This is a genomic window from Putridiphycobacter roseus, from assembly GCF_003234935.1.
GTDB lineage: Bacteria > Bacteroidota > Bacteroidia > Flavobacteriales_D > Crocinitomicaceae > Putridiphycobacter > Putridiphycobacter roseus.
Map to the genome: position 1 here is coordinate 26,356 of NZ_QKSB01000015.1, position 23,410 is coordinate 49,765.

Annotated in this window: 22 protein-coding genes; 15 read left to right on the plus strand and 7 right to left on the minus strand. The window is 34.7% G+C overall.

Annotation, left to right across the window (positions count from 1 at the left end; all coding sequences use genetic code 11):
- Nucleotides 1-34 precede the first annotated feature (34 nt).
- From DNU06_RS15875 to DNU06_RS15900, 5 genes are all read left to right on the plus strand, one after another.
- Nucleotides 35-418, plus strand: a complete 384-nt coding sequence (locus tag DNU06_RS15875) for a DoxX-like family protein (RefSeq protein WP_111064487.1) — start codon at nucleotides 35-37, stop codon at nucleotides 416-418.
- A gap of 9 nt (nucleotides 419-427) precedes the next feature.
- Complete coding sequence (locus DNU06_RS15880) at nucleotides 428-1,162, plus strand: DUF2071 domain-containing protein (RefSeq protein ID WP_111064488.1); 735 nt, start codon at nucleotides 428-430, stop codon at nucleotides 1,160-1,162.
- Nucleotides 1,153-1,908 (plus strand): methyltransferase domain-containing protein, encoded by a 756-nt coding sequence (locus tag DNU06_RS15885; protein ID WP_111064489.1) that lies wholly within the window; start codon nucleotides 1,153-1,155, stop codon nucleotides 1,906-1,908. Before DNU06_RS15880 ends, DNU06_RS15885 begins: the two co-directional genes overlap by 10 nt.
- Nucleotides 1,909-2,375: 467 nt before the next feature.
- Entirely contained in the window at nucleotides 2,376-3,203 is an 828-nt protein-coding gene (locus DNU06_RS15895) for a hypothetical protein (protein ID WP_111064491.1), read from the plus strand.
- Nucleotides 3,204-3,377: 174 nt separating this feature from the next.
- Nucleotides 3,378-3,926 carry a hypothetical protein gene (locus tag DNU06_RS15900; protein WP_111064492.1) on the plus strand — a complete coding sequence of 183 codons (549 nt, stop codon included), beginning with the start codon at nucleotides 3,378-3,380 and terminating at the stop codon, nucleotides 3,924-3,926.
- 281 nt (nucleotides 3,927-4,207) lie between these two features.
- Here DNU06_RS15900 and DNU06_RS15905 read toward each other — a convergent pair whose 3' ends face one another.
- Nucleotides 4,208-5,857 carry a T9SS type A sorting domain-containing protein gene (locus DNU06_RS15905; RefSeq protein WP_158526926.1) on the minus strand — a complete coding sequence of 550 codons (1,650 nt, stop codon included), beginning with the start codon at nucleotides 5,855-5,857 and terminating at the stop codon, nucleotides 4,208-4,210.
- Between the two features lie 382 nt (nucleotides 5,858-6,239).
- Between DNU06_RS15905 and DNU06_RS15910 the strand changes: the two genes are divergently transcribed.
- Nucleotides 6,240-7,316 carry a hypothetical protein gene (locus DNU06_RS15910; RefSeq protein ID WP_146239279.1) on the plus strand — a complete coding sequence of 359 codons (1,077 nt, stop codon included), beginning with the start codon at nucleotides 6,240-6,242 and terminating at the stop codon, nucleotides 7,314-7,316.
- A 108-nt stretch (nucleotides 7,317-7,424) separates the two neighbouring features.
- Here the strand turns inward: DNU06_RS15910 and DNU06_RS15915 are convergent, their stop codons facing one another.
- Complete coding sequence (locus tag DNU06_RS15915; RefSeq protein ID WP_111064495.1) at nucleotides 7,425-7,823, minus strand: DUF4476 domain-containing protein; 399 nt, start codon at nucleotides 7,821-7,823, stop codon at nucleotides 7,425-7,427.
- 438 nt (nucleotides 7,824-8,261) lie between these two features.
- On the opposite strand from DNU06_RS15915, the gene DNU06_RS15920 reads away from it, so the two are divergent.
- The 3 genes from DNU06_RS15920 to DNU06_RS15930 all read left to right on the plus strand — a co-directional run bounded on the left by DNU06_RS15920 (nucleotide 8,262) and on the right by DNU06_RS15930 (nucleotide 11,178).
- Nucleotides 8,262-8,579 (plus strand): hypothetical protein, encoded by a 318-nt coding sequence (locus tag DNU06_RS15920; protein WP_146239280.1) that lies wholly within the window; start codon nucleotides 8,262-8,264, stop codon nucleotides 8,577-8,579.
- 167 nt (nucleotides 8,580-8,746) lie between these two features.
- On the plus strand, nucleotides 8,747-9,919 hold the full coding sequence (locus DNU06_RS15925) for a hypothetical protein (RefSeq protein WP_111064497.1): 1,173 nt from the start codon (nucleotides 8,747-8,749) through the stop codon (nucleotides 9,917-9,919).
- Nucleotides 9,920-9,930: 11 nt separating this feature from the next.
- Entirely contained in the window at nucleotides 9,931-11,178 is a 1,248-nt protein-coding gene (locus tag DNU06_RS15930) for a T9SS type A sorting domain-containing protein (RefSeq protein WP_111064498.1), read from the plus strand.
- Between the two features lie 470 nt (nucleotides 11,179-11,648).
- Here the strand turns inward: DNU06_RS15930 and DNU06_RS15940 are convergent, their stop codons facing one another.
- Nucleotides 11,649-12,131 (minus strand): thioredoxin family protein, encoded by a 483-nt coding sequence (locus DNU06_RS15940; protein WP_111064499.1) that lies wholly within the window; start codon nucleotides 12,129-12,131, stop codon nucleotides 11,649-11,651.
- A gap of 83 nt (nucleotides 12,132-12,214) precedes the next feature.
- The gene (locus DNU06_RS15945; RefSeq protein ID WP_158526927.1) at nucleotides 12,215-14,512 is read right to left on the minus strand and encodes a TonB-dependent receptor; all 2,298 of its coding nucleotides are present in this window, start codon (nucleotides 14,510-14,512) and stop codon (nucleotides 12,215-12,217) included.
- A gap of 294 nt (nucleotides 14,513-14,806) precedes the next feature.
- Between DNU06_RS15945 and DNU06_RS15950 the strand changes: the two genes are divergently transcribed.
- The 5 genes from DNU06_RS15950 (at nucleotide 14,807) to DNU06_RS15970 (ending at nucleotide 18,595) form a co-directional block, all read left to right on the plus strand.
- On the plus strand, nucleotides 14,807-15,535 hold the full coding sequence (locus tag DNU06_RS15950; protein ID WP_111064500.1) for a lysozyme inhibitor LprI family protein: 729 nt from the start codon (nucleotides 14,807-14,809) through the stop codon (nucleotides 15,533-15,535).
- Between the two features lie 93 nt (nucleotides 15,536-15,628).
- Nucleotides 15,629-16,522, plus strand: a complete 894-nt coding sequence (locus DNU06_RS15955; RefSeq protein ID WP_111064501.1) for a hypothetical protein — start codon at nucleotides 15,629-15,631, stop codon at nucleotides 16,520-16,522.
- Nucleotides 16,523-16,629: 107 nt separating this feature from the next.
- Nucleotides 16,630-16,998 carry a DUF2200 domain-containing protein gene (locus tag DNU06_RS15960; RefSeq protein WP_111064502.1) on the plus strand — a complete coding sequence of 123 codons (369 nt, stop codon included), beginning with the start codon at nucleotides 16,630-16,632 and terminating at the stop codon, nucleotides 16,996-16,998.
- Nucleotides 16,999-17,079: 81 nt separating this feature from the next.
- Nucleotides 17,080-17,898, plus strand: a complete 819-nt coding sequence (locus tag DNU06_RS15965) for an alpha/beta hydrolase (protein ID WP_233503062.1) — start codon at nucleotides 17,080-17,082, stop codon at nucleotides 17,896-17,898.
- A gap of 91 nt (nucleotides 17,899-17,989) precedes the next feature.
- Nucleotides 17,990-18,595, plus strand: a complete 606-nt coding sequence (locus DNU06_RS15970; RefSeq protein ID WP_111064504.1) for a hypothetical protein — start codon at nucleotides 17,990-17,992, stop codon at nucleotides 18,593-18,595.
- 257 nt (nucleotides 18,596-18,852) lie between these two features.
- Here the strand turns inward: DNU06_RS15970 and DNU06_RS17760 are convergent, their stop codons facing one another.
- Complete coding sequence (locus DNU06_RS17760) at nucleotides 18,853-19,032, minus strand: hypothetical protein (RefSeq protein ID WP_146239281.1); 180 nt, start codon at nucleotides 19,030-19,032, stop codon at nucleotides 18,853-18,855.
- Nucleotides 19,033-19,291: 259 nt separating this feature from the next.
- Between DNU06_RS17760 and DNU06_RS15975 the strand changes: the two genes are divergently transcribed.
- Entirely contained in the window at nucleotides 19,292-20,086 is a 795-nt protein-coding gene (locus tag DNU06_RS15975) for a DUF3108 domain-containing protein (protein ID WP_111064505.1), read from the plus strand.
- 262 nt (nucleotides 20,087-20,348) lie between these two features.
- Here the strand turns inward: DNU06_RS15975 and DNU06_RS15980 are convergent, their stop codons facing one another.
- Both DNU06_RS15980 and DNU06_RS15985 read right to left on the minus strand, forming a co-directional pair.
- Nucleotides 20,349-22,274, minus strand: a complete 1,926-nt coding sequence (locus DNU06_RS15980; protein ID WP_111064506.1) for a T9SS type A sorting domain-containing protein — start codon at nucleotides 22,272-22,274, stop codon at nucleotides 20,349-20,351.
- Between the two features lie 25 nt (nucleotides 22,275-22,299).
- Nucleotides 22,300-23,385: a hypothetical protein gene (locus tag DNU06_RS15985; RefSeq protein WP_111064507.1), complete on the minus strand. Its 1,086-nt coding sequence runs from the start codon at nucleotides 23,383-23,385 to the stop codon at nucleotides 22,300-22,302.
- Nucleotides 23,386-23,410 lie beyond the last annotated feature (25 nt).

Consider the following 23,410-nt stretch of genomic DNA (forward strand, 5'->3'; position numbering starts at 1 on the left):
ACAGCGTAGAAAAGCGAGTGAATAAAAGAAAAATTTGAAAAATTCCCCCCTACATAAAGTATTGACCATTCTAATTTCAATTATTTGGATTGCAAACGGTCTTTTTTGCAAGGTACTTAATCTTGTACCACGCCACGAACAAATAGTTGCAAGAATTCTTGGCGCTGAGCATGCAAGAGCTTTAACCATTTTAATTGGATTTTCAGAAGTGGTGATGGCAGTCTGGATTTTAACCAGATACAAATCGAAACTAAATGCAATTGTCCAAATAGCCATTGTTGCAACCATGAATATTATGGAATTTATTCTTGTACCTGATCTCTTACTTTGGGGTCGAGTAAACTCAATTTTCGCCTTATTTTTTATAGGTTTCGTATATTACAACGAGTTTATTCTCAATAGGAAACTAAAACAATAATTAAGCGCCATGTCATTTTTAAAAAATCATCCTTTTGCTGTGGAAGCTTTTTTTGAGCGCTCACTGGTTTTAACATTTGCAATTCCAAAGGAACAGCTTATAGATTTAATTCCTGAGTGCTTAGAACTCGACACTTTTCAAGATAAGTGGGCATTTATTGCAATTGCTATGGTTCAAACCAAAGGATTACGCCCCAAAGGATTTCCCAAATTTATGGGTAATAACTTCTTCTTAATTGGATATCGAATTTTTGTTCGTTATAAAAATAAGGATGGAAAGAGCTTAAGAGGTCTATATATTATTAAGTCAGAAACAGACAAAAAGAAAATGGAGTTTTTAGGTAATATTTTCACTCACTATAATTATACGACAACCGACATAAAAGAAAGTTTTGATAACAGTTTTACAACCATTAGTTCTAAAAATTCAAATTTCCACCTAACTTTTGACCAACCTGAAAGTGAAGTAAGTCTACCTCAAAATTCGCCATTTGTTGATTGGAAGGATGCCAGAAAATTTGCAGGGCCCTTGCCGCATACTTTCACCTATAACGAAGAGAAGAAGTCGATTTTAATAATCCAAGGTGTTCGCCAAAACTGGAAACCAGTACCCGTGAAGGTTATCAACTACAAATTTGATTTTTTAAATAAACTAGACCTTCATGGTTCGGTATTGGCCAATGCTTTTATCATTAAGAATATTCCATATTATTGGAAAAAAGGAAGGATTGAGAAATGGAAATAAAACGAAAGCCTTTTCAAGGAGTATTCAACATCATTCGTTTTAATTGGCACTTTTATTTAGCTAGCGGATTAATCCTTGGCTTGCTATTACTTTTCTGGACGCATCTACCTCCTCTACTTCAGTCTTTAGCATATTGGTTTGCAATTTTAGCAATTATTACCATAAACATCTCACTTCTTATTTCCTTTTATATTTATGACCTTTCAGGACTATATGCGCTTAAGTGGCTTCCGAAATCTGAAAGTAAAAACATTTTAAATATTAGTGCTGGATTTGATGAAACAAGCGAGTTAATCAGCAATAAATTTCCAAATGGTAGGTTGACTATTGCCGATTTTTATGATCCAAAAAAACATACTGAAATATCGATCAAAAGGGCAAGATTGGCCTATCCACCCAATGAAAACACCATTCAAGTCTCCACAACAAGTCTCCCTTTTTCAAGTGATTCATTTGATTTTGTTTTGGTAATTTTATCCGCACATGAAATTAGGGAGGTAAAAGAGAGAATAATTTTTTTCAAAGAACTTGAGCGTGTAACGATTCCTAAACATCAGATTTTTGTCACAGAGCATTTGCGTGACTTTAATAATTGCATGGCATACACTATTGGCTTTTTCCATTTTCATTCCAAATCAACGTGGCTGAGGACTTTTAAAGAAGCAAATTTAAAAATAGTCGGAGAAATAAAGACTACACCATTTATCACCACATTTATACTAGAAACAAATGGAAATACACTTTAAAGTAATTGGCATTGCCTTAATTATATTGGCCTGCGTTCACGTCATTTTTCCAAAATATTTTAATTGGAAAGAAGAGCTGAAATCTTTAAGTCTGATAAACAAACAAATGATGCAAGTTCATACTTTTTTTGTGGCACTGGTAGTTTTTCTCATGGGCTGCTTGTGCTTGACTTCAAGTACAGCACTGGTAGAAACAAACCTTGGTAAAACCATTTCACTGGGCTTCGCAATATTCTGGACAATGCGCCTTTTCCTACAATTCTTCGCTTACGCTAAAGAATTATGGAAAGGAAAAACATTTGAAACAGTTATGCACATAGTATTTACCTTATTTTGGATATATTTAAGCGTAATATTTTGGATGAACTATCTATATTAAATAAAACAATGCACAATATCAAGTAAATTTCATAGCTGATTCGTACCTTATCGCAAAGAAAATTAAACCACCGTTAACCATCATAAAAATGAAATATTTATTCATTGTATTTTTTTTAATTAGCACTTTGGATGGCTTGAGCCAAGTAAATTCTTATAGCAGAATAAGTAATAATAAATTACGGAAATATACATACGAGTTAATAAATGATAGTAGCTATCTATATTCAGATAAAAAACTGCTAGAAAATCAAAAAAAACATGAAAATGGAGAGCCATCCCCTGTTATAGCACCTGCGTTTAAATTTGGTAGATATGAAATAAAAAATGACACCGTATTCATTCTTTCTAGCAGAAAAGTAAGAGAAAAAGTTTGCAGCAATCCATTTGCTAGCGCCATTTTTATTATCGACACCATTGAAAATAGATGGATAGAGACACAAGAACCTTCCTTCGATTGGAGAACAGATATTAGAAAGTGTGAACGAAATCTTGATATAATACTCACGGATAGCGTGAAGGAGACGAACAAAATCTACTACTTTCCATATCATTTCAATAATTATATGGTAGCTCCTCTCACCATTAATTTTGCCATAAAATACTTTCCTTTTTTATCCTATTTGAAGCAAACAAATATTGATTCTCTAATGCAAAACAGCAAATTAGAATGCAACAGCATGGTAGAAAATGAATGTTTTTGCACGCTTAGTTTAGATATGGAGCGTATCCAAAATAAAACAATGCACATAGAGCTTGAGTTTAACAAGACCAAGCAACAACTCATTTCAATTACAGGTGCTCAGAAAAAAACTAAATACTTTTTTAAATACCATGACAATGGGTTTATTTCCAATATATCTTATTACAAAGGAAAGAAATTAGTGAATCAATACAGCATTATCGAAAAAATATAGCACACATACCCCATCAAACTACTTGGCCGGACTAGGTGTTTGCCATTGGACATGAAAATTCAATTAGCAGTTATTGCAAAGCTGGGTGACATAAATACCTAATTTTAGTCAACCGAATTCATTCAAAAAGCAACCATTTTTCAGGATAATGCATCAAGCCTAAAAACTATACTTATGAAATTATTTAGAATTACTTTAATGCTTGTTGCTTTATCCATTTTAAGCTGTAAAAAGGAGCAAAATGTAGACAAAAATGGAGCATATGTCCCTACGGATGTTTTGGTTAAAATAAAGGGAGATTATACGGTTGACAAAGTATTTGACTTTATCAATAGTCTAGACCATGAAGTAGAACAAATTCATTCGCAAGTTTATACTTCCGAACTTCATGCGGATAGCTTGCAATATGTTTTAGACTATCTCCAGGCAAAAACCTATACCAATGATGGAAATGGTTCGTTAGTTTATGGACGCCTAGATAATCAAACGAACGGGATAAAAATTTTTCCAACCTTATTCGATATGAATAATTCTTCCTACCAAGCTGATTGGCTAAGCGCAATGCAAATTTTAAAACTAAAAGAGGAAACTTCTAGTGAAACTGCAGGATGCACCATATTTTTTCACGTACCAGCAGGTCAAGAGAAAGAATGGGTAAAGAATTTCGAAGAATATGACTTTGTAGAATGGGCAGAATTGAATTATATTATTGAATTAGACTGACTTGTACTCCTATAAAAACAGGAGCAAAAACTTTAGGAAATTATTTAAATATTTATCGAATTATTTTGTGTGGCATGAGCTTTCGCTTTTGCCACTTTTTTTCGTTAAAGACTGAGAAAAAAATGGATCATAAACCTATCACGCATCCTTTTTTATCGCAATATAAAAGAAGTATATCTATCGTTTAACAGGTTACTTTTTAAGCGCTAGAACAAAAGAAAAAGGATAGCCAAATTGACTACCCTCCCCCTTAAAACTAAATTTATTCTTCTACTTCTCCCTTATTCAATTATCATTTTCAAAGTTGTTGTTTGCCCATTTTGGCGAACTTTAACAAAGTAGATACCACTATGATTCGGTGTTGCAATGTTTTGCTGTGGTTGTACACTATTTGCTTGATAAATCAGTTGACCAGCTATGGAATAAATTTCTACATCAAACGCTCCCTCGATCGCAATTTTAAATTGATCTTGCGCTGGATTTGGATAAAGACTAATGTTATTAATTTGGTCATCCACTTTATCTGTTCCTAATGTTGGATCAAAAATATGCGGACAAGTACTTGATTGACCATCATAAAATGATTGAACTTTATCCGCTATGCTAAATAAACTGTCTACATTCTGTAAATGGTCTCCCAAACGAGCATATATAAATGCATAATCATATTCTTTAACGCCTCCAGGAACAAAAGTACCTTGGTCAGAAGCTAAAAACATTTGTCTGTCACCTGGCGTTTGTCCTTCATTTATTTCACTCCAATTGTTAATATCATCATACATATAGTTAGTGGGTATGGTACCATTATATCCATTTCCTCCGTCAGTAAATGGCAGTCCTGAATTTCCCCATTCCCCATTCATATAGCCCCAATATTCAGTTGCTAAATTAGGCGTTTGCATAGCGGGAATGCCACTTTGGTTATTCATCACCCCTGCTACACTCATTGGGGCATTTAGTAATACAACACCAATCGCTGGAGGATCTACGCCATATTCAGCATCATTATTATCGCTATTATAGGCATAAACCATGTTTTTACTCGGGTTACTTCCAACATAATCATCACTGTAGTCTCCAATCATTGGGTCCGTAAAATTAGCCACTTTAAAGTTTGACAAGGTTTGAGTACTTCTATTGATCACCTTTAAATTGACGAAAGTGGTATTGTCTAAAAAGTCGTTTGACGCATATTGATAAACCATCATATGAAATTCTAATCCTATTGGATCACCACCCGAAGAATGAACTCCTCCCTTATCATTAAATAGGATAAAAGCATTACTGTGTCCTGGTACACAAGGATAGTCACCATCAATAAGCGGATCGTATTTTCCGTTTGCTCCTTCCGGCCCATTTGGATTGTCGTAAAAAGGTGCCATATTATAATCTTGCGCCAAAGCAACGTCTCCATGTGCTGGCCAATTGAGTATTTGTTGCATTTCATTGTTACTTGGTGCTACCACATTATTGCACTGACTTTGTGGTGTGATGCCATTTTCACAATTCCACCAAGTGATAAAGTTTTGAATGGTACTTTTATCCATGGTAAATATTTTGTTAGACAAGGCAATACTCGCAGCATTTGTTTGCGCATCACCATAAGGCACCCCATTATTTAAACCACCACTAAAAGTGGATAATGGTCCTGTGCTAAAATCGGAATCTGTATGGTACTTTTGAGCTGCTAATTTTAACTGTCCGTTAACATCTTCACCACCAAACCAAAATGAACTTGAATAAATGGCATGGTTTCCCAAGTTTTTGGGGACCTCATAGCCCGCAGTTTGGTTAATGGTATCGTAAAACAAAACACCGTTTGTATTTACAGTGGCATTTGTTTGGTTAAAATTTAAATTAATTTGAGCCTGACTATGGCTAGAGAAACTATTTAGTAATAGGACGGATAATATGGCTATTGAGTTTTTCATAATTGTTGATTTTAAAGCTAATTTAATTAATAAATAAGTACTAACCCATACTATTTCAGTTCTTTTCATTGAATTTTATACAAGTCTAAGCTGCTATATTTCTTTTTTCAGGTATTGTTCAGCGTAATTTTACAGGCTTTCCAACTATTGTTTCCTAGGCTCCAATAAAATATTGACCCTACTCTATTTCATTAAGCTATCCATTATAATTTTTTAACAAATTGAATTTCAACTATATTATTATATTTGACTGGTCATTGGTCGACATGTTGACTACAAGTAATACTTTGACCGATAACCTGGCGTGAGACTGATGAAGACTGCCTTAATTAATTGGACAATGACAGCTAAAAGCTTACGGATACTTTTAACACTGACTTACATGAAATTCATACTCATCATTTTTTGTTTATTTACTTACACGCATTCATACTCTCAAATTACCATTGTCGACCAAAATAATTCGCCAATAGCCCTTGTTGAAATATGCAACAGTAAACAAAACATACTGGCTAAATCTAATGGAAAAGGAATGGTAAAATGGCATAAAATAGAAAACCAAAGCTTATCCGACAGTATCCATTTTAACCACATCAGTTACGATAGTCAAGTGATTCTTAGAAAAAACATTAAATGGAATGACACCATTGTACTGAATGAGGTAAATATTGATTTATCCGAAGTGCTTGTTTCTGCAAAAAAAATCCCTAAAAAACAACAAGTAATTGACGCTTGTTATCGGAGTTACCAAACAAATGATGACAGTTTAATATACTATACGGATGGTTTGGTCACCTACCTGACAGAAAGAAGAAAAATTAATTACCAGAAACAGCTAAAAGCAAATAGGGCCTATCAAAATACTGCCTATAACGCAAATATTGAAACAAAAAAAGTAATGGTAAGCATGAAACTTGCCAGAACACCACCGCCGTTAACGGAGTATTTACCTACAACTTTTTTTAAACGCAAGGATTTAATCTTAAGTCAAGGTTCAAATGAAAGTAGGGATATTCTTACGAAAGACAGTATAAAAATCGGTACTGTAAAAAGAGATTCCAATTTAGTCACCTTTACCATTGATAATATATTTAAATGTAAAAAGCGGAGTTTTGCCAAATTCGAAGCTATACAATTAAAGTGTGATGTGACCTTAGTTTTTAAAGTTAATGAAGCTATTGACGTCCTTTCAATTGACAATTTTGACCATTTGGTTTACTCGAAAATATATAGAAAATACGACTATAAACATGAAAAGGACAAAGCGTATACCGCTATAGAAAACGTAGAAGAAATATTTGTTGAAACGGTCCATCTTACGAATGGAATAGACAACGACAGCTTTAGTAAAAGCTTTGGCTTTCCTAGTAAAAATAATTATAGTTCGTCCTTTTGGGAAGCATGCGCATGTGAATACTATCAACTTCCACCATTTACCGCGTTTGAATTAGCTCGGTAATTATAAAAAGCCATGCTGACTTTCTATTCCGCCATTAATAATCTTAACCCTTTAAAAAATGAAGCTAGCTATGCGCAATTAAATGGCAATCGCATTAGCTGTATTTACCTATTGTAATATAAATTTATTTAATTCATCTCTGTCCGCTTTGTGCACTAAAGCATCCACCACAACATCATAATTATTTTTATCTGTTGTTTGGTCGTACAAATCTTTTGCGATTTCTAACTTAGCATTTTCAAAACTAAAAGCATCCATAATGTTTACCACTTGGTTTGACACAAAACAATAATCCTTTGTCACCAATTTTGCACGGGCCATTCTTTCTTCTTTAAATGATTTTGCTTTTATTTTTGATACCATGTTCGTCACATCTGCATCTGTCGCCACATTATCACAAATATTCACTGTTGGTAAATTTGGTTTGTCTATAATTATAGCACTATCCAATAGACTACATGCAGATAAAGTACTTGCCGCAATTAAAGTGTAAAATAATTTTTTCATAAGGTTAAGTTTTTTGCTTCATTAGCGATAAATCAAATATGAAACCAAAAACGTAAAATTACTACTTTTTTTAGTGGTTTATAATCAAGTAAGCATTTATTCGTGCTCGTATTGATTTTATGGTTAACGTTTTCATTGCCGCATGGATGACGTTTTTTATTATACATCATGGTATTAAATCAAAACTGAAAAGGTCATAAGTTGCGCAGTCATTGTATCCCTTGCTCCCCAGCTTTTGTAGCGCAGGGAATTGAACGCTAAACAGTATCCCCTACCGATAAAAGTTAAATCAATAATCATTCAAGTACCTATCAGTATGCCAAGCTTATCATGCTATGTTTTCAAAGCGTAAAAACGCTCCCCATTAAATTTTTTCACAGTAATCGATAGTCCTGAATTATGGTTAAATTTGAGCAAGCATCCATCAAAATCCAAAGCATGCACACAAAAACGATTGAAATTACACGCGTGGAACAATATGCCAACAAGGCGAGGGTAATTCGCATATATATTAATGGGGTAAAGGTAGGTTTTCTTAGAGACGGAGAAACAAAATCATTTGAAGTCCCCGCAACAAACCATGAAATATATGCAAAAATTGATTGGTGTAAAACGAGACCGTTAAAAATTGATGCGGCTAAAAATGAGACGGTACAATTGGAACTTGGTTCAAATTTAACCAGAAAGAATATGTATAAAGCCCTTTATTATACCTTTTTTAAGCCCGCTGACTTTTTGTATTTGAAAAAGCGGTGAGCAAATCTCGCATTTCCAAAAATGGGATAATCTCCACTGACAAAAAATAGGTTGCGGTAGCAGCTAAACTATAAATGTTTTCATTTTTGTTCATAAAGGGTGGTTCTTTTTTGAGGAATGGTTTTAAGATTCTATTATTTTTGTATATTAATAACTAAACACTTATCATGAAAGCAGCGCTCAAAACACTATTATCTTCAGCACTTTTACTACTCCTTTCTCAAAGTACTTTTGGGCAGACTGTGCAAACAAATTTGGCCAAGGTGAGCAATGATTTTGAAAAGTATCATTTAGTGGAAGGTAATGTGCCCGAAAAATGGGAAGATGGTATGAGAAGTTCTGGTGAAAAAGGGACTTATGAATGGTGGTATTTTGATTCACATTTAGCGGATGGCAGTACTGTTGTAATTGTATTTTACACCAAATTTATGACCAGTGTAAACAAAGCCCTTGAGCCATATGCCACCATCAGTATTGATAAAGCGGATGGCAGTAAGATAGAAAAATCCGTCTATTGTAAGCCTGAAGACTTTTTTGCTGCTAAAGACTCTTGTCATGTTAAAATTGGTAAAAGTTATATTGTTGGAAATTTAAAAAACTATGAAATTCACTTTGAAAATGAGGAGATTAATTTTACAGCCCAAATAGACAGGACAACAGAAAGTTGGAGACCCAAAACGGGACATATGGTGTTTGGTGAAGCAGAAGATAAAGAATTCAACTGGGTGGTTTCGGTACCACAAGGAAAAATTAATGCTTCCTATAAATATCAAAACGAAACCGTTAATACTTCTGGTTCTTGTTATCACGATCACAATTGGGGTAATATTTCTATGGTAAAGTTATTTAACCATTGGTATTGGTCGAGGGCTCAAATTGGACCGTACAATGTTATTGCCTCTGAAATGATTGCTGATAAAGCATTCAATAACGATAATATTATCGTTTTTAATATATCAAAAGATGGAAAAACAATTGCCGACAATGGGGAGCAAGTAAAATTATATGGTACTTATGGCAAAATGCATCCGACCTTAAATAAAGACATCAGTGATCATCTCATTTTTATTTATGATAATCCGGAAGATGAATACAGGTATGAGTATTATCTTTTTAAAGAAAAAACCATTGTTGAGGCCGACTTACTTGAGGCTGCAGTAGGAAAGGGATTGAAATACGGAATGGCAAAGCTATTTACAGACATAGAACCAGCATATTTTCGATTTACAGGTAAGGCCGAAATAAAAGTGTATAAGGCGGATCAACTCATTGAAAAATATGCAAGTTCCAACGCTGTTTGGGAACTCATGTATTTTGGAAATCCACTGGAGCAGAAATAAAAAAGAAGGTCATGAATAGGTTATTGTTCCTAGTTTTCCTGTTTTTCATTCCTCAAATTATTGCTCAAACTATTGTAAAACCGCTGGGTTGCTATGCAGGAACAAATGGCACAAACCCAGCTGTACTTGCACACAACGAAAGCAGAGGAGTTTTAATCACTGAAAAATGGGCAGACATAGAGCCATCACCTGGTGTTTATAATTTTACCACACTCAATACTAAAATAAATACCGTAACCAGCGCCGGATTAAAATATGCTTTGGCAATTCCCGCAGGTGCCTTCGGTAGTCCTGCTTGGTTAATGGACTCCTTGAATGTACATTTTCATAGTTTTCAATATCAAAACCAGACTTGGCGCTTGCCCTTGTGGTGGGATAGTATTTGCGAACAAAAATTGACAGCACTCATCACTCAATTGGGCAATGAATTTGGCACCGACACTATGTTATCCCATGTTTATGTCAGTCAAATGTCAGTGAATGGCGTAGAAGGGCATTTGAATGGCGTGGATTTGACAGCATTTTCAAATGATGGATTTACGGAACAAAAATGGATTACTGCTGCCAAGTCAACTACCATAAGTTTCGCCAATGCTTTCCCCGACAAACCCATAGTTTTTGAAGTACATGAAATAGACCACGATACTATGGTACCCGCTACCATTATCAATGACTTGGCCAATGATGCCAGTTTATGCAATAGGATAGGTTTAGGCATGTGGTGGATTTCAGGTAAAACGACCTATCAAACCGATTTAATTAATTTTATTTCTAATTTTCAAGGAGATAAATATGCGCAGATTATTGGACGGTCTGACCAACTAGAAAGGTTTAAAGACAGCTTGTACCTTACTGTTTTTGAACAGGCAAAAAGCTTAAACATTCGCTACATAGAACCTTGGCCATACGAGTTTCAATACCATACCCACGATAGCATTTTACAAGACTTTAATTTATGGGCGGATGCTAATTTTTCGGCTACAGCTACTTGTCCAATTTTCAATGCTATTAATGATGAAGTGCCCCATTTAAATGACCTGTACATCTACCCCAACCCAACCAATAACTTTTTGAATATCAACCTTACATTTCCATTTCAAAATCTTGAGATTTCCGTTTATAATTTGAGCGGAAAAAAAGTTTTAACGGCTATTAACCAATTACAAATACCCATCAGTCACCTTCCAAACGGGCCTTATTTAATACAATTAAATATGGATGATCGAAAAGTGGACAAAAAATTTATTAAAATAGATTAGGAAGTCGGAAATAATGAAACGGAAATGTATCGCATAAACCGGTCCGTTTTTAACGCATTAAACTTTCAATACCTAACTTCTTTGACCATTAAGGTGCATACGAATCTTGCTTTATACGCAACAGCTGTTTTTTACCAAGTGAAGGACGCTATCAAAATGCTCATGATGTAACTCTAGTTGCAGCAAAACCTCCCGCTTAAACATTTTTAACCGTTGGAGAGAAATAATATTTGAAAGTTATGCTCCAAATTATAATTGGGATGGTACTTACGAAGGTGAGCTTGTACAATCGGGGGTTACGTCTATCCATTTCATTTGTAGATTTTGAAAACATCAAAAGCGCATACAAAGGTTATATTACCGTTCTGTATTAAAGTTTTTGACTTCCATGAAAGCTAAAATGGGAACAGCACCCATAATTTATCCACTTTAAAAACTGTTTCAACAATTAAACTTACCTGGGAAAAGCATTACTTTTTAGCTAAAACCTCCCCCAGTACCTTTATCAAATCAGGTGCAGATAAGAATTGGTTATATTGAAATACAATCTCATAATTTTGATTGAGCATACAGATGGAAGGATAGTTTATTTTTCCATCAATTTTAGCCAAGGCAATTGCTATTTCATGCATTCCTGTCTCCTTACCATTCGGAATATATTTAAATTTTCTTCCAGCGAATTCAATATCCGTTTCGCTTTCGGGATCAAAAGGTACAAAGTAGAAATTATCATTTAACAATTCAATAACTGCTTTGTCTTTGAAGGTTGTTTCATTCATTAATTGACAATACTTGCACCAATCGGTATGAAAAAAAACAAGTACATTTTTACTTTTAACGGCATTTAAGCTATCCACATTTTCAAATGAAAAAGTGTGTAGACTATCTGACTGCGCATAGCCTTGCTTAAAAAATAGCAGTAAAAATAAAATGAGTAGTCTACTATGTATCATTTTTGTGATTTGACATTATTTGATTATCAAATTTAAAGTTATCCATTAAAATATAATAACGACTCCAATGTTGCTCATTCTTATTAATCGAAGGTGTAACGGAAGCCAAAGAAGCCTCTAATTCCTTGATTTGGACCATACACATAAGCAGGATCAAAAGTTAAAGCATATGGGTTATTTGGCGTAGCTATTGCGTTGCCATCCGTATCAAAAGTTACGTTTTTATCAAATGGATCGTTAGTTCTAGCAATAATATTAGCATCCATGTTTTTCCATGGCGTCCAATTTAATAGATTTTTTACACCACCGTAAAACTCTAGACCTTTGATATTTGTAAAACTTTTAGTCAATTGAATATTTTGGATACTCCACCAAGGCGATTCAGCTGGTCTTGGATCATTTTCTCCCAATACAGGCAAAAGCATAGGACCATAAACATTACCAGTATAATCTAGTTTCAATCCTGCTTTTACAAACTTATAACCTAAGGTCCATGTCCCTGTAAATTGCTCTGTCAAAAGCTGTCTTTCTTTTACACCATCACTCACGCTGTATACTTCCATGGCGGTTCCACCTACCAGCAGACTAAAGTTTTTATAGGTTAAATCAACATTTAATGAAACACCATTTGACACGGCATAACCATCAAGGTTATCGTATATAATTTGGTTGGGATTGGTTTCATAATCTGCAAAAATCTTATTGTCGAAATAAGTATAAAAAGCAGAAAAATCGAAGGTCATAAATAGTCCCTTTTTTGTAAATGCTTTTTGAATCACATTTAAGTTACCATTCCAAGATGTTTCTGGATTTAAATCAGAAAGAAAAACAACGGTTCTGGAACCAGTTAAAGCAGCATGGTCCTCGGTAAATACATTGGCAACCCGATACCCACTTCCCGCACTTAATCGAACGATACTTTTCTTACTTTTTGAATGCCATTTATAATTCAATCGCGGTGTAATTATATTTCCGTGAATCGAATTATTATCATATCTAATCCCTAAAAGAAGTTTGTTGTATTCATTTAAACTAATTTCATCCTGCATAAAAGCACCTGGTAAGTAAGTATTAGAAGGCATGTTTAATGCGGTTGCAAAATCACTGGTAGCGGGCGTATTATCATCATAATAAGTATACCTCATGGTCACTCCTGACAATATATCATGTCTTAATCCAATTTTTTTATCCCAAGTTAATTGTCCGAAAGCAATGCGTTGGTCCGCAATATACCAAGTGTCGCCATACACCGAATTTTGTTGATGTGAATTGGCACTGAATGTGAATAAAACTTTTTCTTTTAGGGGAAGTTGATAAGTTCCAAATAGCTCCCAACGACTGGTGTAAATACTTTCTCCGTAAATATCATCTCCACCTCTATATTGTGGCGTCCAATCCATTTCTCCTCCCCAACGGTCCTCATAAACATACCGCGCCGCCAATGAAAAAATCCGATTGCTTTTGCGTTTAAAGTTCCATTTATTAAAAATAGATAATCGATTTTGCAAAGTCAAGTCGGTAAAATTATCGTTGTTATTATCTACCTTATTGCAGTAATTAAAATAATTCACCCCCAGTAAGGATTGAACTTTATCTCCCTTTTTGAATTTACCGGCTATATCCGCATTTACCTCTCCCCAGCCAGTAACAAAAGCATCAGCTGAAAAAAGTGGTGCATTCGTTGGATTTTTTGTAATGACATTAACAATTCCTCCAACTGCTTCAGAACCATATAAGGTAGAAGCTGGTCCTTTTACAATCTCTACCCGCTCAATCAAGGATTGAGGAATACCACTTAAGCCATAAACAGTGGAAAGACCACTCACAATTGGCATGCCATCTATCAGTACCATGGTATATGCCCCTTCTAATCCATTAATATGAATATCCCCCGTATTACACACGGCACAATTTACTTGCGGTCGCACCCCATTGACATTCGACAATGCTTCATAGACAGAAGCTGTTGGATTGGATCTAAAAAATGCTGGTGTATACACTTCAACAGGGACAGCGCTTTCTAGCTTCGACATGGGCTTCATGGTACCGGAAACAACCACTTCATCTAATGATTTCTGGTTGGCCTTTAGGTCAATATCTATGGTCGTTTTAGCATTAGATAAAACAGAGATCATTTCTTCATGTCTTTCGAACCCTATAAAAGTAGCAACTAGTGTATATTGCCCTGCTGCAATATTTGTTATGACATAATTTCCATTCATGTCAGAAATTACGCCATGATTGGTCCCCATTAGGGAAACCTTAGCGTAGGGAACTATTTCATTTCCCGATTTAACTTTTCCATTTATCGACCCATTTTGACTAAATGCCAAACTCCCTGTCCATACAAAACACATCATTATGAATACTTCTCGAATCATTTTAATTTATTTAGGTAATCAAAAACTAATTATTAGCTGGTGCAAATATATAAAGTTAGATTAGTCTAACAATTTTATTTTGCATTTATTATTAATAAAAATTTATTAAGCCTATTGGCTATAGAAAAATGAATGCTGCTGCAAAGGTGAATGGATTATGGTTGGTATCCTTATTTTTACAAAAACAGGATAGGGAAAAAGAAGTATAATACACATTGAGTTTCACAACTGTTTTGTACCTTAGGCAAACTGAATGATAGTTAATTACCGTCAAACTTAACCGACCTATAAGAAATGAACCGAATCCTATTTATATTATTGCTGACTTTTAACTGGAGTGGATTTTCCCAAACCCAAAGTGAAATGAACAAGACAGCACGGGTCGCTTATAAAGAATCAGACAAGCAGCTCAATGAAATCTATCAAACTATTTTATCAGCTTATCAAACCGATTCCGTATTCATTGACAATTTAAAAAAATCACAACGCATTTGGATCCGATTTCGAAATGCGGAAATGGCCATGAAATATCCCGATTATTCCGTCATCCATTACGGTTCTATTCAGCCCACATGCGAGGCATATTATTTAAAGGAATTGACTGATCAACGCATTAAAACCTTAAAAATTTGGGTCCGTGGCGTAGCGGAAGGAGAAACCTGTAATGGTTCTGTAAAAATCATTCCGGAAATTGATGCAGCATACATGCAAAAGGCCCTGATTCAAAAAGACAGTAGCATTTGGTTGACCACTAACATGAAAAAGGACCATAGAATTATTGGTTATAAAAGTAAAGACCTCCAATCGACCAAAATGATTCTACTGTCCATATTCACCAACGAAGTCGAAAACAATCCTTTTGAGTGTGTTTATGGTGCCTATTACGAAACCAATGAAATGAAAGATTTAAAGTTAAAATATGTCGCGACTGAAAAGGAATTTTTAAAAATTGCAATCCTGCAACAAGGTAAAATAATAGACCAGGTGTACATGCTCAAAAAATGTTTTGAGTTTGAAGCATAGTATAAAAGCAATGGCTTAAAAAAATTAAACTTACCCTTAAAATAAATCCGCTAAATCAAGAGGAACAATATTTGACAAAAAAACAAAACACACATGAAAACATTCAAAAAAGTTAAAATTGAGCATACGAAATTAGAAAAAGGAATCAATTACTTTGGCAGTACAGATTCGATTTATGTGGACGGACAATTGCACAATGTCGGCAGTCGGGTTTTAGCACTCTGTGTTTTGAGTGAAAAGGATGGCTGGAAAAACAGGATTAATTTTCAAGAAGGTCTTCAAATTTCGGGAGACATTGACCGAAGTGCTTCCCTTTATAAGGATGGTAAACTATACGTAGTGGCCATTAATGGTGCTGTGTTTTATTTAGAAAACAATACTTGGATTACCGAACATGCGCCAGACGATACTTTGGCAAAAAAATGGTTATTTAAAGCCTTTCATGATCCCGAAAACGATAGAATTGTAGTTGCAGGTGGTAATAGCGGTAAACCTGGTGGCTATTCAGCGTATAATAGCATGACTTATGTTTATGAAAATGGGAAATGGGCTAAGTTTGCAAATAAAATTCACGCCCAGGAAGGTAAAGAAAATATTGCCTTACGAAAGAGCAGGCCCTACGAACACATCTCTGATATAGATTTTGAATTTTGTTACGATCATCAATTAAAACAAATGGTAATGCTAGGCGTTAATTATTCGTATACCCTTAATGGAAAAAAATGGGAACACCATGAATCAAAGGGCATTGGAGAAATTGCTTTAAGCAGTAGAAAAATATTTCATGTGAAAGCGCTGGAAAAGACATTCATTTTAACGGCGGATGGCACTTTATACCAATACAGTAAGGAATCCATTACGCCTTATGCCAACATTGATTTAAAAGACCTTACTTTCTACAATTGTGGCAGTCATTATAGCGACGAGAAAGGTTGCTTGTTCCTCACCGACAGTGATGGAAGCGTTTTCACCGTGGAAATTAGTTGAAAATGACTGGAGAGGTTAGGTGCTAGATGTTAGATACTAGACTTCTTTTCGGTATTTATAAAAAATGTTTATTTTTATACAGCCCAAACCAATATTAACACTACGCAATGGAAGTAACACCTCAACACAATGAACGCATAGCAAAATTGAAGTTTTTTTCCGTTTACCCACATTACGTCACCAAGGTAGAGAAAAAAGGCAGGACAAAAGAGGAGTTGCATCAAGTGATCACCTGGTTGACTGGTTTTGATGATCACAAAATTCAAGCACTCATCACCGAAGAAGTAAGCTTTAAAGTCTTTTTTGAACAAGCAAATATACATCCCAATGCACACTTGATAACAGGGAGTATTTGTGGTTATAAAATTCAAGATATCGACAATACATTGACACGGCAAACAAGGTATTTGGACAAATTGGTGGATGAATTGGCCAAGGGCAAAAAAATGGAGAAAATTTTACGCGAAACGAAATAATAAAAATCATAATCCGGCTGTACAGTAAGAAGAATCGTTACAAAACTTCCCGACTAATTTGCCCATTATAATAAATAAAAAATGATGAAAAAAAATATCCTTTTCTTTATAGTCCTTGTGCTCGCTGCCAGCTGCGGCAATAAATCCATTATTTATAAGGACCCCATACCCGCACACGACAGCTTAAGGATATTTTCAAAATTCATCAACGAAGAGCGCGTCATTAATATTTGGACACCACCTAACTATGACAGTACTACAGACAGTTTGATGGTAATATATATGCCTGATGGTGGAATAAAGGAGGACTTTCCGCATATTGCAAATACATTAGACACGCTCATTAAGCAAAATAAAATGCCGAATGTAATACTAGTAGGCATTGAAAACACAGTAAGAAGAAGAGATTTAGCAGGTCCATCAAATATTGAATATGACCTAAAGTACATACCAAATCCGGGGGGGGCTGAAAATTTTAGAAAATTCATTAAAGAGGAATTATTCCCTGAGATCGATCAACGGTACAGCACCAACAATCAAAAAGCCATCATAGGAGAATCTTTGGCCGGTTTATTCATTATTGAAACTTTAATTTTAGAACCAACTATGTTTGACTATTATATTGCCATGGACCCTTCCTTGTGGTTTAATGAAAATTATTTGGTTAAAAATTTTGAAAGTTTAACCGAAGAAAATAATTATGCAAATAAAAAGCTTTGGTATGCCGGGTCAAGTGTAACGGATATTTCTACCTATACCAATAAATTAGAACAGAAATTGAAAGATTCAAAAGGTGAATTAATTTGGAAGTATGAAGATGAACCGAATGAAAAACACCATACCATCTATAGGGCGACTAAGGAAAAGGCGCTGATTTGGATATTTAGCGATTTCCAATAAACGATTAAAAATGGCTCCTAAATATTTGAAAACTGTCCATGCAATTAAAATAAATTGCAGTTAGTATTGTGCAACTTATTAAAATACGAAAATGCAAAGACTATTTCTAACATTATTTATATTGCTATTTATCATTCCAAAATGTTTTGGACAGCATAGCTCAGGTGTGGAAAAAAAAGGTATTTATCTGGGATTAAGTCTTGGTACTTGGGTTCCTGACAATGCAAATAAAGTTTTGGGAAAACCACTATTACTGGGTTTTCTTGTTGACTTTAAAGACGAAAAAAATGCTTACGGTTTAACATTTGATTTAATAGGTTGGCCTAACCATCACACCACAGAACCTATTAAAATAAAATTTGGGGATAGTATTTTGACAAGAAATGAATTTTTTGGTGCACATTTAACAATTGACTACGCTCGAGAGTTGTGGCGTAAAGAAAGGCTTATTTTTGAAGGGATTTGCGGTATTGGATATGGCAGACTTACCTACTACAATCCAGACAAAGACACTGAAATCGGAAAATCTAGTATTATTTTAAATCCCGGACTAAGTTTTCGGTACTTAATTGGTCAAAAATTATTCTTACAAGTTAAAACACAGTATTGTATAGCAAATTACAACCTAAATGACAATGTCAGTACAAACTTACAGGGAAATTATTTGACCACAAAACTAATATTTGGTAGCAGATAATAGAAATAAAAGCGGGGCATAACAACAGTTATCAGCCATAGCAAGTTAGTGCTAAACCAAAAGTTTTTACCTATTTATAAAGTTTATCAAATCTGTGGTTGGCATGGAGAACAGAAATAGTAAAACAAAATCATAGATTTAACTAGTTGATAAATAGAAATCTATTGTATTTTAAGTGGCAACATTTCAAATACAAACTGTTAGCAATAATCACGCTATAAATAGTTACAGTAACTACTTATGGCGTGATGACACGATCATCTTTCCTCACAATCGCAATATTCTCCATTCTCTGTCGATATTTGACTTTCACATACGTCCAATCCAACAACTTCATACATTCGATCTCCTTGAGAATTTTTAGCAACACAATTTGATTTATCTTTATTACATGAAGATAAAATCATTAACAAGCACAATACTGGGAAAAGTTTCATAATTATATTTTTTTATATTATATTTATTATAACAGATGGCATAAGAAATTATTGCTTTATTCAGTTAAAAAAATCGTAATATGTAGGAACAATAATGAATTTAGAATTCTAATGGAGAATACTTTAAAGGAGGAATGTTCAATTTAAAGAAAACGAATAGGTATACTCCCCTTTCTCCTGTATTTGGCGCATTGCTATGCATTCGCTTAGTGCTTATCAAATGCCCTACTCTTCTTGCACAACACCGTTAACAAACAAAATGAAAAACACCTTATTTACACTTATCCTATTCATTTCAAATTTAGCATTGGGACAGCAATATGATGGTTTGCATATTGAAAAAAACAACGTGGATAAAGACAACAGCATTTACACGTTTGGTAAAACATTTGTTTTTAATTTCAATATTCTAGCTAATAATTCAGACTATTTTATTCAAAAGAATGAAACAGATACTTTTGTGCTTACTGAAAATATGGACTCGCTTAAAATTTCAGAAATTCACTTAACCGTATTAAAACCCAAATTATTTAAAAGGACGAACTTAAGACAAACCGAAGTCTTATACAGTTATGCGCCAAATCCAACTTCAGTATCCTCAACAGGTATTGTTGAAAATAATATAAACATATGGATGCACCCACCAAGAAATGGGTTCTTTAAATCATTAGAAACTTGTCCATTTCCTTATATAAAACTAGACAAACCAATTGGATATAAATGGTCGGATAGTATGCGTATTGGCAATCATTGGTCGGATAAAATATGGGGAGAATGGGAAGGTCGATTATTACTAAAATATGATTATGAAATTATTGGTAAAGAAAAAATAGATACGGAGTTCGGAAAAATAGATTGCATAGTCGTTAATGCGGTAGCCAATTCAAGGATAGGACAATCGAAATTGACCGCTTACTTTTCTGAAAAATATGGATTTGTAAAATTAGAATACACGCTATTTAATGGCATCAAAATTGATTTAAATCTTGGTCAAATCATTAATGGCTCCATTTTAAGAGACGGAAAAGATTTTTTTGAAAACAAGTATAAATAACTACTATCAAAAACGGTTCAAACGCTACTTTTATGACTTGCTGATTCACCATTAAAGGCAATTCAAATGTCCATATTACCTGGATTTATACTAGAGACTTAAAAGCGTCAAAATTTCATTCGTAATTGGCCAATCCAATAAAAGTAAGGGGAGCTGTTGCCAGTGTTCGTTAAAAACGCTGCAATCACCTCCCCTCTCTCACCTAACTACTACACTTCACTTATTAAAATCCATAAAAACATAAACATCACTTTTTCTCCCATTAATGAATAACTATTTTTTCTGAAGTATAGCATAAATTATTAGAAAGGTGAATGTAATATTGCCCTGCTGCCAATTCAGAAATATTAATTTCCACTTTGGCAGTATTGGATGTGGATTGGGAATACACCACCTTACCTACAGCGTCATATATTTTAATGTCCAATGCTTTTTGCTCATCCATTTCTACAATTAAAATATCGGTAGTTGGATTTGGGTATATTAAAATGGCATGCTCGTTGGTGCTCCCTTCATTTAATCCAACATTATTGACCATGGTACAGCTTGTGGTGTCCACACAACCATTCACACCAATTACCTTACAAGCATAATTACCATTGATTGTTGGTGAGAATGATGGATTGGTTGCGCCTGAAATTTCAGAGAATAAGTTATCACAATCTAACCACTGATAGCTCGCTGCCGTTGCATTTACGAATAAGCTACCCGCATTAAATGAAATGGTTCCTGCAGTGATACTATTTACCGTTAAATTAGTAGTGATAATACTATCACAGCCGTTTGAAGTGGTAATGGTATCCTTATATATTCCCGTATTGGTCAACATATTGCCGGTTGGAGAAATATAAAAATCACAAACCGTAAGCGTAGTGCTTGTAGCCCCAACAGGGTTAATGGTTAAAACTGTGGTGATGATGCTATCGCAACCATTTACACTTGAAGTAGTATCCGCATAAGTCCCCGAATTGGTTATTACCGTACCATTAGCTAATGTGTAGCTATTACATGCTGTAACACTTATGCTTGAATTACTGCCAGAGTAGAGACTTAAATTGGTTTTTACAATGGAGTCGCAACCAGCGTTTGTCACCAAGGTATCGATTACCAACTGATTGGTGAAATACCAATTCCCATTAATTAAAGCAGAATCACAAGCGATTAAATCTAACAGGGTATCTTGTGGCTGGGGAAGGATAATCGTCAACGAAATGCTATCGGTACAACCAACCTTATTCACCAATTTTAATTTTACCTTTCCACTATCCGTGAAAGCAGGAAAAAACGTGACATTACCAGCTGTGAAATTGTCCCAGACCTGATCATCATTAAAATCCCATAAATACAAGGAATCTGCATTGGTTGATGTATTCACCAGGGTGATTGAGTCGCCCGCACAATTGGATTGCACCGTAAAATTAGGTATCGGGTTGGAACAATTTAAAACTTCAAACGCTCGCCCTGCATAAATTCCCCATTCTCCTAAAGAGTCCTTATAGCGTACATACAATTGATGAACACCTGCAGCAAGGTTTGTAGTCGGTGCACTAAACAAATGGTCAACAGTATCTGACGGCGCAAAGGATGGTAGCATCACGCCATTACCATAGCCGGGATCCGTATCAAAAAAGTATTCCGCATTGGTAATATTTACACTTGCCATAGTGTTTGCGGCTTGCTCCATAATATAAATGGTTCTTCCTGCATAAATACTCCATTCTTCATTTTCATCTTTTAGTCGAATAAAAATTTTATGATAGCCTGCTGATAGTCCGCTCGTATTGGCTAAAAAGTTTAAGTCAACACTGTCGTTTGCAGTAAAGGAAGGGAATGCTATGCCGTTTCCATAGCCAGGATCTGTATCAAAAAAGTATTCCGCAAAAGTGATATTTGGTGGCGCACTTACCGTTGGGATTGGTGCAAGAATATGAATTGCTCTTTTGGCGTATATTCCCCATTCATTATTACTGTCCTTAAACCTAATGTATAAAAAATGATACCCTGCTGCAAGACCAGTAGTATTTGCCGTAAAGTTAAAGTTGACATTATTGCTGGCCGTAAATGATGGAATCGGCGTACCGTTTCCATAACCCGGATCACTATCAAAAAAGTACTCCCCACTATTTATCGTTTGACAGTGTAAGCTAAATGACAGTAAAAATGCGATTGAAATTATTAAATACCTCATAATAATATATATTCTTTAGTGGTTATTATGGGTTAGTTTGTCCTTTTACTTGAATGATTAAGTTTCCACCTATTGGTAGGTTTGAGTTTTGGATATTCACTTCATTTACTTGAGGAATACTTGCTTCGCGACCATACATAAAACCAGAGGTACTTGCACCATCTTCTTGCCAAGGACTCGTTCCCCCTGTAATTCCAATATCAGTGCCATCTGAACCAGCATTTAGAGCCGGTGAACCAGCTTGTAAATTATAATCATCCATAGCATCAAAAGCAGTTAATGTAGCTTTAGAAACAAATAGCGGATCTACACCTTCTAAATTACCAGACCCTGAATTGGGAAACGTAATGTCAAATACATTATTAGAAGTAGAGTAAGATATATTATTGGTGTAAATATTCCCATCTTGACTAGTGGCATAGTGATTGGGTGACATGCCGTGAAAAATATTATTGTTAAAATTTACTTTTTTGGAGACCTGTGAAGTGGTAACTGTAGAAATGAAATTATTGTTGCTGAATGTTGCAAAATGATAGGCATTTCCTACATAGGAATTGCTTCGAATAATATTGTTTTTAGCAACTATATGACTCTGACCTTGTGCAGCACTTGTGGTAGCAATATTCAAAATTTGGTATACAATATTATTATTAATCGTGATATAAGAAACGTATTTATTAAGGACTAAAGAATAGGTGATGTTGCAAAACCTAACAGTAACACTATCAATAAACTTTGTATTGGAACTCGAGTAAGAATTTCCTTGAATACTTAAACTCGAGATTTCAAGACCTTCAATAGTCGACCCCGTTGATGTAGTGCTTGCTGAAGTTCTGAGCAGTATATTATTCACTTTTGAAATTGCCGGATCTTGTTTGTTTGTGTTATAACCATCTCCAATTAAATGGATTTTTTTTGTAATGGTAGTATTCGCATAAATGGTTGGTGAACCAACTACATAAATAGTATCCCCATCACTTGCAGCATCAACCGCAGTTTGAAGGACTGCATATTGTGCCGGTGAATCAATATTATTGTCAACCGTTAAAATGGTAGCATGACCAAGAAGAGTACTACAAAGTGTTACAAATAATAAGTTTAATTTTTTCATGATTTTTTTAATTGTTGCTAAACTT

Bases quoted from the DNA above. Each gene is read 5' to 3' on its own strand.
- DNU06_RS15880 (WP_111064488.1), top strand. From the start codon at position 428: ATGTCATTTTTAAAAAATCATCCTTTTGCTGTGGAAGCTTTTTTTGAG.
- DNU06_RS15885 (WP_111064489.1), top strand. From the start codon at position 1,153: ATGGAAATAAAACGAAAGCCTTTTCAAGGAGTATTCAACATCATTCGT.
- DNU06_RS15895 (WP_111064491.1), top strand. From the start codon at position 2,376: ATGAAATATTTATTCATTGTATTTTTTTTAATTAGCACTTTGGATGGC.
- DNU06_RS15900 (WP_111064492.1), top strand. From the start codon at position 3,378: ATGAAATTATTTAGAATTACTTTAATGCTTGTTGCTTTATCCATTTTA.
- DNU06_RS15905 (WP_158526926.1), bottom strand. From the start codon at position 5,857: ATGAAAAACTCAATAGCCATATTATCCGTCCTATTACTAAATAGTTTC.
- DNU06_RS15910 (WP_146239279.1), top strand. From the start codon at position 6,240: ATGAAATTCATACTCATCATTTTTTGTTTATTTACTTACACGCATTCA.
- DNU06_RS15915 (WP_111064495.1), bottom strand. From the start codon at position 7,823: ATGAAAAAATTATTTTACACTTTAATTGCGGCAAGTACTTTATCTGCA.
- DNU06_RS15920 (WP_146239280.1), top strand. From the start codon at position 8,262: ATGCACACAAAAACGATTGAAATTACACGCGTGGAACAATATGCCAAC.
- DNU06_RS15925 (WP_111064497.1), top strand. From the start codon at position 8,747: ATGAAAGCAGCGCTCAAAACACTATTATCTTCAGCACTTTTACTACTC.
- DNU06_RS15930 (WP_111064498.1), top strand. From the start codon at position 9,931: ATGAATAGGTTATTGTTCCTAGTTTTCCTGTTTTTCATTCCTCAAATT.
- DNU06_RS15940 (WP_111064499.1), bottom strand. From the start codon at position 12,131: ATGATACATAGTAGACTACTCATTTTATTTTTACTGCTATTTTTTAAG.
- DNU06_RS15945 (WP_158526927.1), bottom strand. From the start codon at position 14,512: ATGATTCGAGAAGTATTCATAATGATGTGTTTTGTATGGACAGGGAGT.
- DNU06_RS15950 (WP_111064500.1), top strand. From the start codon at position 14,807: ATGAACCGAATCCTATTTATATTATTGCTGACTTTTAACTGGAGTGGA.
- DNU06_RS15955 (WP_111064501.1), top strand. From the start codon at position 15,629: ATGAAAACATTCAAAAAAGTTAAAATTGAGCATACGAAATTAGAAAAA.
- DNU06_RS15960 (WP_111064502.1), top strand. From the start codon at position 16,630: ATGGAAGTAACACCTCAACACAATGAACGCATAGCAAAATTGAAGTTT.
- DNU06_RS15965 (WP_233503062.1), top strand. From the start codon at position 17,080: ATGATGAAAAAAAATATCCTTTTCTTTATAGTCCTTGTGCTCGCTGCC.
- DNU06_RS15970 (WP_111064504.1), top strand. From the start codon at position 17,990: ATGCAAAGACTATTTCTAACATTATTTATATTGCTATTTATCATTCCA.
- DNU06_RS17760 (WP_146239281.1), bottom strand. From the start codon at position 19,032: ATGAAACTTTTCCCAGTATTGTGCTTGTTAATGATTTTATCTTCATGT.
- DNU06_RS15975 (WP_111064505.1), top strand. From the start codon at position 19,292: ATGAAAAACACCTTATTTACACTTATCCTATTCATTTCAAATTTAGCA.
- DNU06_RS15980 (WP_111064506.1), bottom strand. From the start codon at position 22,274: ATGAGGTATTTAATAATTTCAATCGCATTTTTACTGTCATTTAGCTTA.
- DNU06_RS15985 (WP_111064507.1), bottom strand. From the start codon at position 23,385: ATGAAAAAATTAAACTTATTATTTGTAACACTTTGTAGTACTCTTCTT.